The 17,768-nt window shown below is 35.5% G+C and carries 15 protein-coding genes; 2 read left to right on the top strand and 13 right to left on the bottom strand.

All coding sequences use genetic code 11. The annotated features are described in order from the left end of the window. Positions 1-40: 40 nt before the first annotated feature. From kdpA to EDF66_RS13275, 11 genes are all read right to left on the bottom strand, one after another. Positions 41-1,729 carry a potassium-transporting ATPase subunit KdpA gene (gene kdpA / locus EDF66_RS13325; protein ID WP_132843199.1) on the bottom strand — a complete coding sequence of 563 codons (1,689 nt, stop codon included), beginning with the start codon at positions 1,727-1,729 and terminating at the stop codon, positions 41-43. Positions 1,730-1,768: 39 nt separating this feature from the next. Continuing rightward, entirely contained in the window at positions 1,769-1,846 is a 78-nt protein-coding gene (gene kdpF / locus EDF66_RS26620) for a K(+)-transporting ATPase subunit F (RefSeq protein WP_084825336.1), read from the bottom strand. A gap of 14 nt (positions 1,847-1,860) precedes the next feature. After that, complete coding sequence (locus tag EDF66_RS13315) at positions 1,861-2,220, bottom strand: hypothetical protein (protein WP_132771819.1); 360 nt, start codon at positions 2,218-2,220, stop codon at positions 1,861-1,863. Between the two features lie 868 nt (positions 2,221-3,088). Continuing rightward, positions 3,089-4,429 carry a sigma-54-dependent transcriptional regulator gene (locus EDF66_RS13310; protein WP_132771820.1) on the bottom strand — a complete coding sequence of 447 codons (1,341 nt, stop codon included), beginning with the start codon at positions 4,427-4,429 and terminating at the stop codon, positions 3,089-3,091. A 74-nt stretch (positions 4,430-4,503) separates the two neighbouring features. Next, positions 4,504-5,424 carry a YARHG domain-containing protein gene (locus tag EDF66_RS13305; RefSeq protein WP_132843198.1) on the bottom strand — a complete coding sequence of 307 codons (921 nt, stop codon included), beginning with the start codon at positions 5,422-5,424 and terminating at the stop codon, positions 4,504-4,506. Between the two features lies 1 nt (position 5,425). Continuing rightward, positions 5,426-5,986, bottom strand: coding sequence for a DUF2306 domain-containing protein (locus tag EDF66_RS13300; protein ID WP_243656046.1), 561 nt, complete (start codon positions 5,984-5,986; stop codon positions 5,426-5,428). 133 nt (positions 5,987-6,119) lie between these two features. Beyond that, entirely contained in the window at positions 6,120-7,391 is a 1,272-nt protein-coding gene (locus tag EDF66_RS13295) for a glucose-1-phosphate adenylyltransferase (RefSeq protein WP_021188128.1), read from the bottom strand. A 1-nt stretch (position 7,392) separates the two neighbouring features. Then, on the bottom strand, positions 7,393-8,811 hold the full coding sequence (locus EDF66_RS13290) for a glycogen synthase (RefSeq protein ID WP_132843196.1): 1,419 nt from the start codon (positions 8,809-8,811) through the stop codon (positions 7,393-7,395). After that, the gene (glgB, locus tag EDF66_RS13285) at positions 8,811-10,721 is read right to left on the bottom strand and encodes a 1,4-alpha-glucan branching protein GlgB (protein ID WP_132843194.1); all 1,911 of its coding nucleotides are present in this window, start codon (positions 10,719-10,721) and stop codon (positions 8,811-8,813) included. The genes EDF66_RS13290 and glgB overlap by 1 nt, the downstream gene beginning before the upstream one ends. Before the next feature lie 34 nt (positions 10,722-10,755). Further along, complete coding sequence (locus EDF66_RS13280; RefSeq protein WP_132843193.1) at positions 10,756-13,212, bottom strand: glycoside hydrolase family 31 protein; 2,457 nt, start codon at positions 13,210-13,212, stop codon at positions 10,756-10,758. A 113-nt stretch (positions 13,213-13,325) separates the two neighbouring features. Continuing rightward, on the bottom strand, positions 13,326-14,570 hold the full coding sequence (locus tag EDF66_RS13275) for an ABC transporter permease (RefSeq protein WP_132771824.1): 1,245 nt from the start codon (positions 14,568-14,570) through the stop codon (positions 13,326-13,328). A gap of 193 nt (positions 14,571-14,763) precedes the next feature. Here EDF66_RS13275 and queA point away from each other — a divergent pair, with 193 nt between their 5' ends. Both queA and EDF66_RS13265 read left to right on the top strand, forming a co-directional pair. Beyond that, the gene (queA, locus tag EDF66_RS13270; RefSeq protein WP_045752934.1) at positions 14,764-15,813 is read left to right on the top strand and encodes a tRNA preQ1(34) S-adenosylmethionine ribosyltransferase-isomerase QueA; all 1,050 of its coding nucleotides are present in this window, start codon (positions 14,764-14,766) and stop codon (positions 15,811-15,813) included. 85 nt (positions 15,814-15,898) lie between these two features. Beyond that, positions 15,899-16,588 (top strand): 2-C-methyl-D-erythritol 4-phosphate cytidylyltransferase, encoded by a 690-nt coding sequence (locus EDF66_RS13265; protein WP_132843191.1) that lies wholly within the window; start codon positions 15,899-15,901, stop codon positions 16,586-16,588. 10 nt (positions 16,589-16,598) lie between these two features. Here the strand turns inward: EDF66_RS13265 and EDF66_RS13260 are convergent, their stop codons facing one another. Beyond that, positions 16,599-17,363 carry an MBL fold metallo-hydrolase gene (locus EDF66_RS13260; RefSeq protein WP_132843190.1) on the bottom strand — a complete coding sequence of 255 codons (765 nt, stop codon included), beginning with the start codon at positions 17,361-17,363 and terminating at the stop codon, positions 16,599-16,601. After that, positions 17,360-17,632, bottom strand: coding sequence for a hypothetical protein (locus EDF66_RS13255; RefSeq protein ID WP_021188135.1), 273 nt, complete (start codon positions 17,630-17,632; stop codon positions 17,360-17,362). The genes EDF66_RS13260 and EDF66_RS13255 overlap by 4 nt, the downstream gene beginning before the upstream one ends. Between the last annotated feature and the right edge of the window lie 136 nt (positions 17,633-17,768).

Below are 17,768 nucleotides of genomic sequence, written 5' to 3'. Positions count from 1 at the left end.
TGTATACATTACCCAGCGATCCGTTACTATTCAAATGAGATTAACGCATAGAAAAATATTCAGCAATAGGACCTAACGCTAATGCTGGGAAAAATGATAATGCAGCTACAATAATGATTACTGTAAATACCAAAATCCCAAAAGTTGCTGTATCTGTCTGTAAAGTTCCCTCGCCCTCAGGAATGAATTTTTTCTTAGCCAACAAACCTGCAATTGCTACTGGTCCGATAATCGGCAAGAAGCGTGATAAGATCAAAACGATACCAGTGCTGATATTCCACCAAGGTGTATTATCACCTAAACCTTCGAATCCACTTCCATTATTTGCCGATGAAGATGTATATTCATATAAGATCTCACTGAAACCATGAAAACCAGGATTGTTTAGTGTTGATGCACCTTGTCCGGGAAATGCGGTTGCTAAACCTGCACTGATTAAGATTAGAAATGGGTGAATCAATGCAATAATCATCGCAATCTTCATTTCTCTAGCTTCTATTTTTTTTCCTAAAAACTCAGGTGTGCGCCCCACCATCAGGCCACTGATAAATACAGCAAGAATAATGAAGATGAAAAAGTTAAGGATACCAACTCCTGCACCTCCATAAAAACTATTTATCATCATTGCTAATAATTCATTCATTCCGGAAAGTGGCATTGAACTATCGTGCATGGAATTGACAGATCCAGTTGAAATCACTGTTGTCACAATACTCCAGAACCCAGATGTTGCTGCTCCAATTCGGATTTCTTTTCCTTCCATTGCACCTAATGACTGATCAATTCCCAAACTCGTTAAAGCAGGGTTACCATCCATTTCCATCTTGATATTGGGAATTGCCAACATCAAAAATCCTACAGTCATCACGGCAAACATCATCCAGGACAATTTTCTCCTCTTAATAAAATAGCCGAAAGCAAATATCATGGCAAATGGTACGATCATCTGCGCGGCCATTTCGATCATATTGCTTAAATAGGTCGGATTTTCAAAAGGGTGAGCTGAATTGGTTCCAAAAAAACCACCACCATTTGTTCCAATATGTTTGATTGCAACAAACGCTGCGGCAGATCCTCGCGATACTTCAACGGTATCACCTTGCAGACTTACAATCGTATCCTTACCCTCAAACGTCATAGGTGTTCCTTGAAAAGCAAGTATAATAGCTACAATAAAGGATAATGGAAGCAGAATTCGTGTACAGGATTTTATAAAATATTCATAAAAATTACCTAAATCTGTAGCTGTTTTATCTCTAAAAGCTCTAAAAAGAGTTACTACCGCAGCCATACCAGTACCTGCACTGACAAACTGTAAAAACATCAACCAATATTGTCCCAAATAACTCACCCCAGTTTCACCAGAGTAATGTTGTAAATTACAGTTCACAACAAAAGAGATTACCGTGTTGAATGCCAAATCTGCTGTCATGCTTGGATTTTGATCTGGATTTAAAGGTAATCTTCCTTGCGTCATCAGTACCAGCATTCCCACCAGAAACCAAATCATATTGATGGTGAGCATCGCAATCATATGCTGCTTCCAACTCATTTCAACTTTTGGGTTTATACCTGTTAGTTTATAAAATAATCTTTCAATCGGATTGAAAACGGGATCAAAGATTGTCTTATTTCCAGCAAATACTTTCGCAATATATTTCCCTAAAGGAATTGCTAAAGCGATCGTACCAAGAAACATGACGATTATGGCTATTATTTCTGTATTCATAATTAAATTTTAAATATTATTTCATTCACAGTTTGATTGTTAAAACTGCTCGGGCTTTAGTAATACATACACGATGTATGCAAACACGCCTACTGCTACTATGAGTAATGCTATCATCGTTTGCTATAATTTTAATTTTCCATTATCGTTTTGAGGTATTCCTTCCTCAATTCTTTTGGCAATATGGCCAGATGCTTTTTTAAACTTGCTGGACTTTCTTCTATGGACAGCTTAGTCAGAAATTCATTTTCGATCGCATTACGTGTATATTGGTTTCCTCCCTGATATATCAAATTCACCACTTTTGCAATTTCTTCGGCGTCTGCATACTCATATTCATTACCTGAGTTCATCTTTTTTAAGCATTGTTCGGCTAATTTCCCTAATACGATATAATCAGCTACGGTATGATCGCCTAATTCTTTATCTGAAATCCAATTACTGGACTCTGGTATCCATTCTTCCAGGGTACTTATCATTTTTGTTTTCATTCTATTATTTTTTCATTTGTTGATGACTGCTCGAGTAGTACATAATAGCTGCTATATATCAAGATTATCTACTTCTTGGCTTCACCTTAAATCTGATCAAAAAAGTCAATTGATTTAAAAAACAGTGCAAAACAAATTACACCGACAAGTGTCAATATTATGGCTATCATCTTTATTAATTTATGTGCTGAGAATATCTACAAATTTTACAAGCGCAAAAGTCACAATTGCAACAAAGGCAATTTTCAATAGTCCAGACGTTATGCCGGATTTCCAGTACATGTCGTACTGCCTGATTTTTTTCCATTTTGAATTTAACATGAGTATTCATTTTGGAAGTGCTGGATGCCAATTTTATTCCAAGTCTAATAACAGGAAAATAAAATACTCAATAAGAGCAACTTAAGACAATAACGCAAATAATTAAAAACAGAAAAACCTATCAAAATGATAGGCTCATTATCATAATAGAAGGAATTTTAAGAGGTATGATGCAGAGTGATATAAGGTTAAAAGGAATTTTTACAGAGAATTATTACACTGCTCGAAAGTTGTAAGGAACAACATGTCTGAAAGAGCCAAGAATAGTGGCATTATAATGAAAGTAATATAAAAATGGCCGTATAATGAATATAAGGCCGATATACAGATAAATTGGTATTAACGAGATCCAATTGACATTCCTATAACAACAATTGGATTTTTTTATCTTAAACTATAAACTTCTAAGTTCTCTGAGGAATAGTCTATTCTTTCCAAAATCAGTTCAATACAAGTTTGAAATATACTTAACAAAGTAATTATTAAACAATCATCCGAGAGGAAGATAACAATATGTAAGGCCTCCGTAAGACCAGAGACCTCTAGCTCATGATATTAATTTATACTCTTCAATCTTACGATAGAGTGTTGCAATACCAATTTCCAAAAGACGAGCAGCCTCTGCTTTGTTTCCCTGAGTATGGTGTAGTACTTTTTGAATATGCACTTTTTCTACACTTGCCATGGAGAAGGCAGATAACATTTTTACACCTGAATCAACGGCTATACTAGCAAAAGGAAGCGTGTCAACACACAATACATCATTGTCTGATAAAATCACACTACGTTCTATGCAATTTTTAAGTTCACGAATATTTCCTTTCCATTGATGGTTTTCCAATGCAGTAATATATTCAGGCGAGATTTGTAATTCTTTTCTCTTAGCACGCAAAGAAAAGATTTGTGTAAAATGATTTGCCAATAAATGAATATCTTGCTTACGTTCACGCAGTGCTGGCAAATAAATACTGAATACCGAAAGACGATAAAATAAGTCACTTCTGAAATGTTCATTTGCTATTTCTTCTTCCAAATTACGATTCGTAGCTGCAATAATACGAACATCTACACGTGTTACTTTTGTTTCTCCAATTTTTAAAAATTCGCCAGTTTCTAATACCCTTAAAATTTTGGCTTGCAATTCCACTGGCATTTCGCCGATTTCATCAAGAAAAATAGTGCCTTTATTTGCCTCTTCAAAAAGTCCTCTTTGATCTTTCATTGCACCGGTAAAAGAACCGGCCTTATGTCCAAATAATTCACCTTCCAATAGTTCTTTACTAAAAGCAGCACAATTAATGGCGACAAAATTAAACTTACTACGGTTACTTGCCTGATGTATCGCTTGTGCAAACACTTCTTTTCCAGTTCCTGTATCACCTGTTAATAACACTGTTGTATCAGTAACAGCAACTCTTTTTGCTAAATCAATTGCATTTAATATTGGTTTCGATTTTCCGACAATCTTGTCAAAGGAATAGCGGTCTCCTAGCTGTTTTTCGAGTTTTTGAACTCTTTTTGCCAATGCTACCTTTTCGCTTGCATTATTTACTAATGGAATAATCTTATTGTTATCGTCTCCTTTGGTAATGTAATCAAAAGCTCCATTTTTAATTGCCTGTACGCCATCAGGAATATTTCCATATGCTGTCAACAAGATAATTTCAATTAACGGGTACTTCTCTTTTATTACTTTTGTGCTATCTACACCACTTCCGTCGGGTAATTTAACATCACAGATTACAACATCAATATCTTGCTCTTCCAAGCGTTTCAATCCTTTCTTTAAATCTGAAGCTTGAAATACCTCAAAGCCTTCTAGGGTAATAATTCTAGCAAGTAGTGTACGAATCTTTTCTTCGTCGTCGATGATTAGGATAGTGCTCAATGATTAAATTTTAGATATCAAACTTAAGTAAATTTTAGGCGAAACTTATTATGTATATCAGATACAACTTGTACCTAACGACCAAAATGATCATAGTTATCAGTTGCAAACTTTTCAAAACGTGTTAATAGGGCGATATTATCACGTTCCAATTGCGTTAGCTCTTTTGTTACATCATTGGAAACCGGCACATACCAATCCACCGGATCAAAGAATTGACGCACATTAATTTTAGTAAAAGCATATCCATGACGTGCAAAAATAGTATTTCGAATAATCTCTAAATCCAACTTCTTCAAATTTTTTAAATCGGCTTCTGTGAGCTTTGTTTTTGACGCATTGAGCGTATATACAACAGGCGATGCTGCACGATATAAATCATTAATAAAGGTGTAAGTTGAATCTCCGTCTGCCATCGTCTTTGTTTCCTTTTTTGACGCATACCAATCAATTAATGGTTCGCTATTTTCATCATTAGGTAACATGAGATTAGCATTATAAACGAACTGTTTTTTTATTAATTTGAAATTCCTTTTTTTCACATTTACACTTTGATCAAATGCTGTCCAAGCCCCCTCTAAAGTATCTTTATTCAATTTGAACTCAAATCTTCCGTCAGATTTTTTATCTCCGGGCTCATCCAAGATAAAGGTGATCAAATTTCCATTTTCTTCTATTTTCCCTACCAAAGGTCTTAAATTTCCTTTTACCACATTTTGCGCAATGACTGTATCGGCTGTAATTCTTTTAATTGTCAAATTAATTTTAGGACTATAATCGAATTCCGCAGGAAACTCGCCTTGCTTTTCAAGAATTTCTTCCGAAACTTTTTCATCTACAGTAAAATCGCCTACCCAATTTCCATATAATTCTGGATGAATCTCATTTTCGACCATAGCTCCCGAAACTGATTGGTCTGAAGATTTTTTATCTGTTTTACTATTACAAGAGGTTAGCATGGCGAATGCCAGTGCCATATAGAAAAGTCTTTTCATATTATTTATTACGGTTAATTATCCATTCTGCAATTAGTAGATTTGGAATCCAGCCTAACCAGGCCACCAATTGGTATAGGTCCATGGGATAGGGATGAAAGAAATAAACTAATACAAGTTTCCAATAGCGCAAAGTTAATGCCGAACATGTCAATCCAAAACTTCTGATCATAAAATTTTTATGCGCTTTAAAATCTCCCGTTTTTGCTTTTAGAACAGCTTGAAGTGTAACGTAAAACCAAAATATTGCAAGTAATGTAAAGGCAATCTGAGCAACTGGTCCACCGTTAGCTTGCATTGCGATTAAAAAACCAGAGGGTGCTGCAACAATTAAAATAGCACCAGCATATAAATAACCAAATGCTCTATGTAAACGTGGGTATGTTCTTAAAATGGTGGTATTAAATTGTGTAAATCCAGCTGGAAGCGCTAAAATTGCAAAAGTAACATGGGCATAAAACATAAATCTGTACCAGAAGATCTCTGTTATTTCAGTTTGTTTAATCTGTAAAAAAGAAGTATCTAATTCAAAATTTCGATATTGCCAAATAATTTCTGCCATTAGAATACAACTATATCCAAACAGTAATAATAGTATTAAATTACCTATGATTTTTTTCCAACCCAAAGTCATCTCTTCCAATTTGATTTAATTAAGGTAATTTAAAAAATTACCTTAATTTTCAAAATTTCACTTAACAGCCAATGGTAATGCCGTTCACAATAACCGCTTCTTTCTTTACGACCACGATACCATCACAAACAGCATAGGTCTCATAATCTCCATCTTTAAGATGCTTCCCTCCTTTTATACGAACATTATTACCAATACGACAGTTTTTATCTAGGATTGCATTTTCAATATAACATCGTTCACCGACGCCTACTGGCGGAGGTGCCTGCGTACTTCCTAATTCCAAAACTTCCTCCAGTTGTTCATAATAATCACTCCCCATCATATAGGTGTTTTTAATCACTGTACCATGTCCTATACGGGAGCGAATACCAATGATGGAACGCTGAATTTTATCGCCATTAAGAATACATCCATCTGCAACAATTGTATTGTTTAATGTAGTTCCTGATATTTTAGAAGGAGGCAACATCCGTGCTCTTGTATAAACTGTTTCATTAAACAAATTAAAATCAGGGATATCATCGGTTAAACCAATATTTGCTTCAAAAAAAGAACTAATTGTACCAATGTCGGTCCAGTACCCATCAAATTGATAACTCAGCACATTTTTGGAATCAATACTTTCAGGAATGATTTCTTTCCCAAAATCCATACCTGGATTTTCTTTGAGTAAGGAGGCTAATACTCCTTTTGAAAAAACATAAATCCCCATAGAAGCTAAATAATGTCTACCACGCTTATCCATCTCTTCTGATACTTCGGACCCCCAGTTTAACAGTTCTTCTTTATTAGGCTTTTCTATAAAAGAGGTAATAACATTATTTTCATCCGATTTTAAAATTCCAAATCCTGTTGCATCTTTACCAGTGACAGGAATAGTTGCAATGGTGACATCTCCTTTGTTTTTAACATGAAAGTCAACTAATGCAGCATAATCCATTTGATACAATTGATCACCTGACAGAATAAGTACATAGTCATAATCGACATTCAGCAGATTTTTCTGTGTTCTCCTCACGGCATCGGCTGTCCCTTCGAACCAACGATCGCCTTCATTATTTTGATCTGCAGCTAATATATCTACAAATCCTTTACTAAAAATACTGAAATTATAAGCGTTTTTAATGTGCTTATTTAAAGATGCCGAATTATACTGTGTCAGAACAAAGATTTTATTATATCCGGAATTTAAGCAATTCGAAATCGGAATATCCACCAAACGGTATTTACCAGCAATTGGTACAGCTGGTTTTGAGCGCTGTTCGGTCAAGGGATACAAACGAGTACCTCGTCCACCCCCCAAAACAATAGAGACTACTTTGTGTGACATATTATTTCAATAATTTAGTGTACAAATCCAAATATTTTTGAGCTGACTTATTCCATGAAAAATCCAAATGCATTTCCCTTTGTCTAATTTCTGACAACAAATCGGCCTGGTTAACTATTTCTAAAGTCCTTATCACACCCTGTACTGCATCTTCAACATGTGCTTCGGGAAATACGATACCGTATCCACCTGTATCTTTCACATCAATAACTGTATCTTTGAGCCCGCCAATACCTCTTACGACCGGAATTGTCCCATATTGTAGGGCATATAATTGGTTTAATCCACAAGGCTCCACTCTTGAGGGCATCAATAACAGATCTGTTGCTGCATATACTTGATGTGCAAGTGATTCATTATACCCAAAATAAACTGCAAGCTGTTTTGGATATTTTTCTAAAACCTGTTGCAAAGCAACCTGAATATCTTGATCTCCTGAGCCTAAAATAAATATACTCATTTTGGATTTAATATTTCCCAAAAGTTGATCAATTATTTCAGCTAATAAATCTGCTCCTTTTTCTATCGCAAATCTGCCTATAAACGACATTAATGGTAAAGAAGGATCTAATTTATACTGTTCACATAAGCTTTTTTTATTTTGTGATTTACCTTTTTCAACTGTATTAAGATTATAATTCGAATCAATTAAAGTATCTAACTGCGGATTCCAATAATCTGTATCGATCCCGTTAACAATGCCATATCCTTTTTGCGATTCGGATGCAAACAAAGATTGTAGACCATTTGCTTCGATAAATAATTCTTTTAGATATCCTTCTGAAACCGTAGAAAATGCATCGCAACATTTAACCGCTGCTGCCATGGGATTAATTACACCATCCCAATCAAGCAATCCCCATCGCCAAGTATCGAAACTTGGCAATAAAATACCTTTACTCCAATTCATCCAGCCTTGATACTGTCCATTGTGAACTGTAAAAAGTGTTTTAACATGCGAAAACTGTTGAAATTCATAACTGTATTTCAATAAAAAAGGAACTAATCCAACATGATGATCATGACAATTGATCAAATCGGGTTGGATGCCATCTGCTTTTAACCAATGTAAAAAAGCATGTTGAAATGACAGCCATTGCTCAGATTCATCTTGGTAACAGTATACTTCCTCACGATCTAATTTACCGGGTATGCGAATAAGATATAATGGAAATCCAAGCAGATCATCTGCTTCCTTCAAAATTTCATAATGCAATAATTCCGATCCTTGATAGAAAGCTCCGGAGGCAATATGATCAAACTTATTTTCTTGTGTAAATTTCCGATTATACCAAGGCATAACAACGGATGCGTCAACACCAAGTTTACGCTGATATTTAGGTAAAGCTCCCAATACGTCTGCCAGTCCGCCTACCTTTGCTACCGGAAAACATTCAACACTTAAATGTATTACTTTCATTATGCTTTTCGTTTTAATATTATACCTCCTAAAGGTGGTAAAGTTATCGTTATCGATTGCTCAAAACCCATCCAGTGAACATGTGTTGAATTGTAAGCTTCGCCGATCAGTCCACTCCCATTAAATTCTAATTGATCTGAATTCAAAATTTCCTCCCATACGCCATTTTTTGGTACACCTATCCTAAATTCTTTTCTAACAACTGGGGTTAGATTTAATATGACTAATAAGTTGTCTTTTTCTTCATATCCCTTGCGTAAATACGCGTACACGCTATTGGTATAATCTCCTTGTTCTACCCATTGAAAACCATCGCTTACAAAAGCTTTCTGATAAAGTGCAGGTTGACTTTTGTACACACGATTTAAGGCGGTAACAAACCTAAGCATACCTTTATGTGGCGAATAATCCAGTAAGTGCCAATCCAAAGATTTGTTTTCATTCCACTCTGCTGTTTGCGCAAATTCATCACCCATAAATAACAGTTTCGTCCCGGTTAATGTAAACATATACAAATAAAGTGCTCTTAAATTTGCGAATTTCTGCCATTCATCACCCGGCATCTTATACAAAAGAGATTTTTTTCCATGCACAACTTCGTCATGAGATAAGGGCAACATAAAATTTTCATGATATGCATATACAGTTGCAAAAGTCAATTTATGATGGTGATATCGGCGATTAATAGGATCTTCTTTGAAATAATCTAACGTATCATGCATCCAACCCATCATCCATTTCATACCAAAACCTAATCCTCCTACAGATGTTGTCTTACTTACACCAGGCCAAGATGTTGATTCCTCTGCGATGGTGTGAACATCTGGGAAATGATGATAAACAGCTTCGTTAAATTCTTTTAAAAACTCTACAGCTTCCAAATTTTCTCTTCCTCCAAATTTATTGGGTTCCCACTCGCCTTCATTACGCGAATAATCAAGATAAAGCATGGAAGCAACGGCATCCACACGCAAACCATCCACATGATAACGGTCCAACCAAAAGAGCGCATTACTAATGAGGAATGATCGCACTTCGTTTCGACCATAATTAAAGATATATGATTTCCAATCTGGATGAAAGCCCTTTCTTATATCTTCGTGCTCGTAAAGGAAACTACCATCGAAACGATATAATCCATGAGCGTCACCAGGATAATGTGAAGGTACCCAATCTAAAATTACACCGATATTATGCTTATGTAAAGATTCGATCAAATACATTAAATCTTGTGGTCCCCCATAGCGTGAAGATGCAGCAAAATAACCCGCAATCTGATAACCCCAAGATGGATAAAAGGGGTGTTCCATAACAGGAAGAAACTCGACATGTGTAAATCCTGTTTCTATTATATAGGGAACTAATCGATCTGCAATTTCGCGATAGGAAAGCAAACGATCGGGATCTGAAGGATCACGTTGCCAGGATCCCAAGTGCATTTCATACACCGACATAGGTTTATCCAAACTATTAAACTGAGCTCTTTGTGACATCCAGTTTTTGTCCTCCCACTCATACCAAGTTGTACCGACGATTGACGCAGTTTGTGGTGGTAACTCACTAATCAACGCAAAAGGATCAGCTTTTTCCAATTGCTCTCCTGCCATCGAATTAATATGGTATTTATATACTTCTCCTATTCCAATATTTGGAATAAATCCTTCCCAGATACCACTTCCGTCCCAACGCACATGCATAAGGTGTGTATAAGGATTCCAGCCATTGAAATTTCCAATGACGGAAACTTGACTTGCATAAGGTGCCCACACGGCAAAATAAACTCCTGATTGACCGCTATACTCAACAACATGAGATCCAAATTTCTCATATAATTTGTAATGTCTTCCAGCTCTAAATAATGATATGTCGAATGCTGTAAGTAACGAAAATACTTCTACTGGTTGACCCATGATCAGATTAGGTGTTAGGTTTAATAATCGTAAATTATGTTATAATTAAGTTTCTGAAATCTTTTTCTACTTGGATGTAATCATTGCCTGATTCATCTTTTAACAAGTTGAGTTCAACACCATCTGCCTTAACTGTTCTTACTTCAAATGGAATGCCGATCAGATAAATTTTGTAATCATCAAATCTTTCATTGTAAAGTCCTTCCACTTGTTGCAGTATCACTAAGCTATTATCTGTCCCTTCTAAAAGGAAGTGTTTTTCAGCATAGACACTTTGTTCATAAGCAAAGGTATCGCCATGATCAGCATAGGTATAAGAGTCAAACTTACCTCTACTGAAATAAACATTCAATTTCAAGGCATCAATTTTTTGCTGAAATGTATATTGCATCACGGGATATTCAGGAATTATACTTCCTCCTTTTACAAAAATCGGCATTTCATCTAGGGGAGTATCAATAGTATGTTCCTGTAAACCTACATATTTCTGTAAATTGAAATAATAATACCATTCTCCTTCTGGAAGATAAACCACTTTATTCTTTTGTCCAGGATTAAGAACAGGTGAGACTAAAATTTTATCTCCGAAACAAAACTCTTCCTCTCGTATTAAATTTTTAGGGATATGTTGTTCCACCAAGGAAATCGGTCTTAAAATAGGTTCTCCATAACGATGTTGTTGCCAAAAAATGGTATAGATATAAGGTAGTAATTTATACCTCATTTCAATAAATTTCTTACATATTGCTTCCCATTCAGGGCCAAAACTCCATGGTTCACGGTCGCGGGTATCACCTGCGGAATGTACACGCATGAATGGAGAAAAGACGCCAAATTGCATCCAACGTGTAAACAATTCTCCATCCGGTTCTCCTGTAAATCCTCCAATATCGGTTCCGCAAAAAGAAAGTCCCGAAACGGATAATCTTTGCAACTGCAAAAGACCAATACGAAGATGTTCCCATGTTGCAATATTATCTCCGGTCCATACCGAAGAAAAACGCTGTGTACCCGAATACGCTGCTCTCGTGATAGTAAAAGGTCTTTTATTTTTATATAGCTTTTTTAAACCATCATATGTAGCACGTACCATCTGCATGCCATATATATTATGCGCTTTCCTGTGGGAACCTCGATAGCCATCATAGTTATGTCTTACGTCATCCGGAAATGTACCTCTTCCAAAAACAGCAGGTTCATTCATATCGTTCCAAAATCCAGCAACTCCGTCATCAACCAAGCCTTTGTATAAAGTACCCCACCATTCCCTTACAGTTGGATTTGTAAAATCGGGAAACTGACATCTTCCAGGCCACACAAAACCTTCCATAAAATAATCATCACCTCGACGACAGAAATACCTATTTTGCTGTCCTTCCTTGAACACCCAATAATTTTCATCAACCTTAATACCAGGATCTATCATAACCACTGTTTTAAAGCCATTGGCAGCTAAATCTGATATCATTTTTTTAGGATCCGGAAAATATTTTTTGTCCCAGGTGAAACAGCGATAGCCATCCATATAATCGATATCAAGGTAAATAGCATCGCAAGGGATTTCTCTTTTTCTAAATTCTGCTGTTATCTCTCTTACATTCTGCTCAGGGTAATAACTCCATCGACATTGATGGTAACCAATCCCCCATAATGGAGGCATATAATGTGTTCCAGTGATACTATGATAACGTTTTACCACATCGATCATATTTGGGCCATGAATATAATAATATTGCATCTCACCGCCTTCTGACCAAAAGCTTGTACGTTGTTTATTTTCTGAAGCAAAATCGAAGAATGTTCTGAATGTATTATCAAAGAAAATACCGTAGGCTTCTCCACCAGTCACTCCGATATAAAAAGGAATTGTTTTATAAAGGGGATCTTGATTAAAAGCATAGCCATAGGTATCCGAATTCCAGTTTTTAAATCGTTTACCTCTAAGATTTAAATTTGTTGCTTTGTCTCCCAAGCCGAAGAAAGCTTCATCTTCATGTGCCTTTTTGCTGCAATAGACATAATAACCGCCGAAGTCTGGATTTTCCTCCCAATGCATTGGTTTGTCATCGGTATTGAATACTTTACCTGAAAGATCTTGAAATGAAACCAAAAAATCTGTTTTACGGATAGCGCAGATCACCTTATTTGTTTTCACGTAATAACTTGTTTCATCTTCATCTACAGAAAACGATACTGCGTGCTGATCTGTATCGATAACAGCATAAGAAAAGTCATCTAAAAAAGATCCTTGAGGAGCCAAACGAACGCGAATAATTTCATCAGAAACTATTCGAATTTCCACTTTAGCAATACCATCTGTAAAATAAAATGTATTCCGATCCTTAGAGCATGCTCTTACTCTAGCCAGGTATTTTTTCTCTATAGTAGGAAGGTCTAATACAGGATTATTAACATGATGTACATTATCTTCAGACGAGTTTGCATCTAACAGATCATTTGCAATTTCCTCTTTTTTTATCGAGTCTCCCATAGTATTTATCTTTAAATAATTTAATCAGTTTAAGCTGAACTTAAATTACGATAAATAATACAAAAACTCGCTACATCATGAAGTAAAGAATAAACTTAATTTTATTTTATAGCTTATTTGCTACGGATTGCTTCCACTGGATCTAATCTAGAAGCCATCAAAGCCGGAACAATACCTGATATCAAACCAATTAACGTCGAAATAAAGACTGTTAAGAGTACCATCTTTATACTCACGACAATTGCTAACCCAGTACCAATTTTAACCAATAATGTGATCAGAAACACGATAGATAAGCCAATAGCACCGCCTAATAGACAGAGCACGATTGATTCGATCAAAAATTGAGACAATATAAAAAAGTTTTTAGCTCCTAAAGCCTTTTGAATACCAATAATATGTGTACGTTCTTTGACACTCACAAACATAATATTGGCTATACCGAATCCGCCTACCAATATGGAAAAGATTCCAATACAGAAACCGGCTAGATTTACAATGCCAAACATTTTATCCAGTTGGGAAGTTATCATGGTTGTTTGATTAATTGAAAAATCGTCCTCTCGTTGTGGAGAAATGCGGTGAATTGAACGCATTAAAACTTTAATTTCACTTTCAGCTTCTGCTAAAGAATACTTTGACATCACTCGAACAGCAATACTGGGTGAAAAATTATCGTAATTAACTAGATTTCGAGCAAGCTCAAAGGGAATAAATGCACTATTATCAGGAGAAGTATTGATCAGAACTCCTTCCCCTTCCTTCTTTAATACACCAATTACCTGTACCTTCCGTCCCAGCATGTTGACATATTTTCCCAGAGGATCACTATTTGGGAAAAGTCCCTCTGCGATGACAGCACCTAAAACAGTCACTAATGACCCTGCACGGGTTTCGCTTTCGACAAAATATCTACCTTTTTCAACATTCAAATTCTGAATACTGTACTGATCCTGTGTTCCTGCTGAAATAGACACCCCAGAGGCATTATTATTTTTATATTTAATCGTAGAATTACCGATATCAATCATATAGGCAATCTTATCTGCCGTTGTTATGCGTTCTTTCAGCATTAAATAATCCTCATATTTAGGTTCTGGTCTATTGAGATATTTCCACCAAGGGAAATCGGGCCCTCCAGTCCAAGGCCATTTCTGAACGTATAATGTATTTGATCCTATCTTCTTAACAGAATCTTCTATATTATTTCGTAATGTATCAACAGCTGAAAAGACACCAATAATCGTTAAAATACCTATTGTTACCCCTAATAAGGACAATAAAGTACGCGTACGGTTATCTTTTAGAGCCGACAGTGCGAATTTTGCACTTTCCTTAATGAGACCTATTGCTAGCATATTCAGGTTCTAAATTACAATTAAGTTTTGATTTTATGTCAAAATCAATTCATTAATCAATTTAATCCAGAAAGAAACTCCCTTTTAACTAAAAAATTGACTACCTTTGTATGCTTATTTATGTTCCAATAAGTCTGTTATAGGGAACTTAAATACATATAAAAGGCAATCATTTAAAATATCAATATTAAAGATGAAGTTATCTCAATTTAAATTCAACTTACCAGAGTCTCTTTTGGCGTCTGAACCAACTGAAAATCGTGACGAATCACGCTTAATGGTTTTACACCGTGATACTGGTAAAATTGAGCATAAAATTTTTAAAGATGTATTAGATTATTTTGATGACAAAGATGTCATGATTTTAAATAATACAAAAGTTTTTCCGGCGCGTCTATATGGCAATAAAGAAAAAACTGGTGCTACAATCGAAGTTTTCTTGTTACGTGAATTAAACAAAGAACTTCGTTTATGGGATGTATTGGTTGATCCAGCTCGAAAAATCCGTGTAGGAAATAAACTTTACTTTGGAGATGATGATTTATTAGTTGCTGAAGTTGTTGACAACACGACTTCACGTGGACGTACAATCCGTTTCTTATTTGATGGAACTGATGAAGAATTTCGTCGTAATATTGAGATTTTGGGTGAAACTCCACTTCCAAAATATATTACTCGTAAAGCAACACCTGAGGATAAATTTCGTTATCAAACAATTTATGCAAAAAATGAAGGAGCAGTTGCAGCACCAACTGCAGGTCTTCACTTCTCTCGCGAGTTGATGAAACGTTTGGAACTAAAAGGTGTTGATTTTGCTGAAGTAACTTTACATGTTGGATTGGGAACTTTCAGAACAGTTGAAGTTGAAGATTTAACAAAACACAAAATGGATTCTGAGCAGTTTATCATCACGGAAGAAGCTGCTAAAACAGTAAATAAAGCTATTGACTTAAAAAGAAGAGTTTGTGCCGTAGGAACGACTTCAATGCGCGCAATCGAATCAGCTGTTTCTGCTGATCGTCACTTAAAACCAGCGAACGATTGGACGAGTAAATTTATTTATCCGCCATACGATTTCAGTATTGCAAACTCAATGATTACGAATTTCCATACTCCAGAATCTACTTTATTAGTAATGATTGCTGCTTTTGGTGGTTACGAACACGTTATGAATGCTTATGAACAAGCGGTTAAAGAAAAATACAGATTTTACAGCTATGGCGATGCCATGTTGATTATCTAATCGACAATTAAAAAATACAGACGTGGATAAATAGTATATTTATCCACGTTTTTTGTTTTCAATCCTTTTATATTCATCATAACTCATGATCGATCAAAGCTTTGTTTTAATAGTTGCGGCTGGCAAAGGTAGTCGTATGCAGTCAGATTTACCGAAACAATATCTATTGATGAACGGGAAACCAGTCTTGATGCATACGATAGAGAAGTTCTATACAAGTACAAAACAACCCCATATCATCATAGCGATTGATCCAGCAATGGAGTATTTTTGGAAATCTCTTTGTCAAGAATACAAGTTTACTATTCCTCATGATATTACTTATGGAGGAGAAACAAGATTTCAGACAGTCAAAAATGGAATTGCATTTATCAAAAAAAAGCAACTAAATTTACAGGAAATTGCTATCGCTGTGCATGACGCGGCGAGACCTTTAATAGCCACCAATATAATTGATCTTGCTTTTGAACAAGTGGAGGTTTCTAAAGCGGTAATCGTTGCTCGTTCGTGTACTGATTCTGTTCGTATGACGACAGCAGATACCAACTATGCAATTGATCGTAATCATATTTGGCTTGTACAGACGCCTCAGATTTTTGAAGGAGGTTTACTAGAAACTGCTTATGAACAGGATGAAGAGGCGACTTTTACAGATGATGCTTCCGTTGTTGAAAGATTAGGTATACCTATTCATATTGTGATTGGTGATTATAAAAACATTAAGATAACTTATCCTGAGGATTTAGAAATTGCACAGATCTACTCAAAGGTATAGAAGTGTATAATTACACCCTGATCTCAAGTTGATCGTAAGCTAAAGTAATATTTGCAGGAAGTTCCTTTACAACATCTTTATGTAGCCCCATGCGATGACCAATATGTGTTAGATAAGTTTGTTCAGCTCCTATTTCTTGAGCAAAAGCTACAGCTTCATCCAAAGTCATATGCGAAACATGGCTTTCTTTTTGTAAAGCATTTATAACTAAAACTTTCAATCCCTGAAGTTTTTCTTTTGTTAAATGGGATACGGTCTTTGCATCTGTAATATAAGCAAAATCGTCTATTCTGAAACCTAAGACAGGCATTTGATAATGCATCACTTCCAAAGGAAGAATTTCCTTTCCAAACAAATGAAATGGTTTTAATGCTTCAATTTCCACTAATTCTAAACGCGGTATCCCAGGGTATTTTACTCCAGAAAAAGCATAGTAAAATTCTCTTCTTAACGCATCATGAAGAACACCTGTACCATAAATATCTATGGAAGACTGTTGCTTAAAATTAAATGCTCTAACATCATCAAGACCTGCGATATGATCTTTATGTGAATGTGTCATTAATACCGCATCCATATGCATCACATGTTCGCGTAGCATTTGATATCTAAAATCTGGCCCCGTATCTACGACAATGTTTCTATCGTCATAACTAATCAAAATAGAGGAACGAAGACGTTTATCAAAATGATTATTTGATAAACAAACAGCACATTGACAAGCGATAACAGGTACACCCTGCGAAGTTCCAGTTCCTAAAAATTTGACTATCAACGTTTTGATTTTAGTTTAGTAATTTGTGTATAAATAGTAAGGTGCTTCTCATTAACGCGTGATTGATCGATGTCGATTTCAGTTAAAATAGCCATCAAAGACTGAATTTTCATCTCTAAATTAGAAAACTTATTCACGACAACTACAAGTGAACTCTGTAACACACACGCTCCTGTCTTAAAAGTCCCTTTCTCGTACCTCACCCTATATCCCTGATCCTTAAAAAGTTCTTCGATCTTATCTAAACTTCCTTGTGTATATGCTACCAATTTTTCCCTTATTTATGCTTGTGCCTATATTCAAACTTAGATAAATTTGCTCAGATTTGCAATACAATTACCTCTATTTGAATAGGAATTGTACAGGTTGCAATGCACTTTTATCATTGTTGATAACCTATAAAAT

It is taken from the genome of Sphingobacterium sp. JUb20 (assembly GCF_004342035.1).
GTDB classification, from domain to species: Bacteria; Bacteroidota; Bacteroidia; order Sphingobacteriales; family Sphingobacteriaceae; genus Sphingobacterium; species Sphingobacterium anhuiense.
The sequence above is the reverse complement of the archived record's forward strand: the minus strand, read 5'-3'. Positions and strand labels throughout refer to the sequence as shown.

Coding starts and splice junctions, on each gene's coding strand:
- kdpA (WP_132843199.1), bottom strand. CDS start 1,729: ATGAATACAGAAATAATAGCCATAATCGTCATGTTTCTTGGTACGATC.
- kdpF (WP_084825336.1), bottom strand. CDS start 1,846: ATGATAGCATTACTCATAGTAGCAGTAGGCGTGTTTGCATACATCGTG.
- EDF66_RS13315 (WP_132771819.1), bottom strand. CDS start 2,220: ATGAAAACAAAAATGATAAGTACCCTGGAAGAATGGATACCAGAGTCC.
- EDF66_RS13305 (WP_132843198.1), bottom strand. CDS start 5,424: ATGAAAAGACTTTTCTATATGGCACTGGCATTCGCCATGCTAACCTCT.
- EDF66_RS13300 (WP_243656046.1), bottom strand. CDS start 5,986: ATGGCAGAAATTATTTGGCAATATCGAAATTTTGAATTAGATACTTCT.
- EDF66_RS13295 (WP_021188128.1), bottom strand. CDS start 7,391: ATGTCACACAAAGTAGTCTCTATTGTTTTGGGGGGTGGACGAGGTACT.
- EDF66_RS13290 (WP_132843196.1), bottom strand. CDS start 8,811: ATGAAAGTAATACATTTAAGTGTTGAATGTTTTCCGGTAGCAAAGGTA.
- glgB (WP_132843194.1), bottom strand. CDS start 10,721: ATGGGTCAACCAGTAGAAGTATTTTCGTTACTTACAGCATTCGACATA.
- EDF66_RS13280 (WP_132843193.1), bottom strand. CDS start 13,212: ATGGGAGACTCGATAAAAAAAGAGGAAATTGCAAATGATCTGTTAGAT.
- EDF66_RS13275 (WP_132771824.1), bottom strand. CDS start 14,570: ATGCTAGCAATAGGTCTCATTAAGGAAAGTGCAAAATTCGCACTGTCG.
- queA (WP_045752934.1), top strand. CDS start 14,764: ATGAAGTTATCTCAATTTAAATTCAACTTACCAGAGTCTCTTTTGGCG.
- EDF66_RS13265 (WP_132843191.1), top strand. CDS start 15,899: ATGATCGATCAAAGCTTTGTTTTAATAGTTGCGGCTGGCAAAGGTAGT.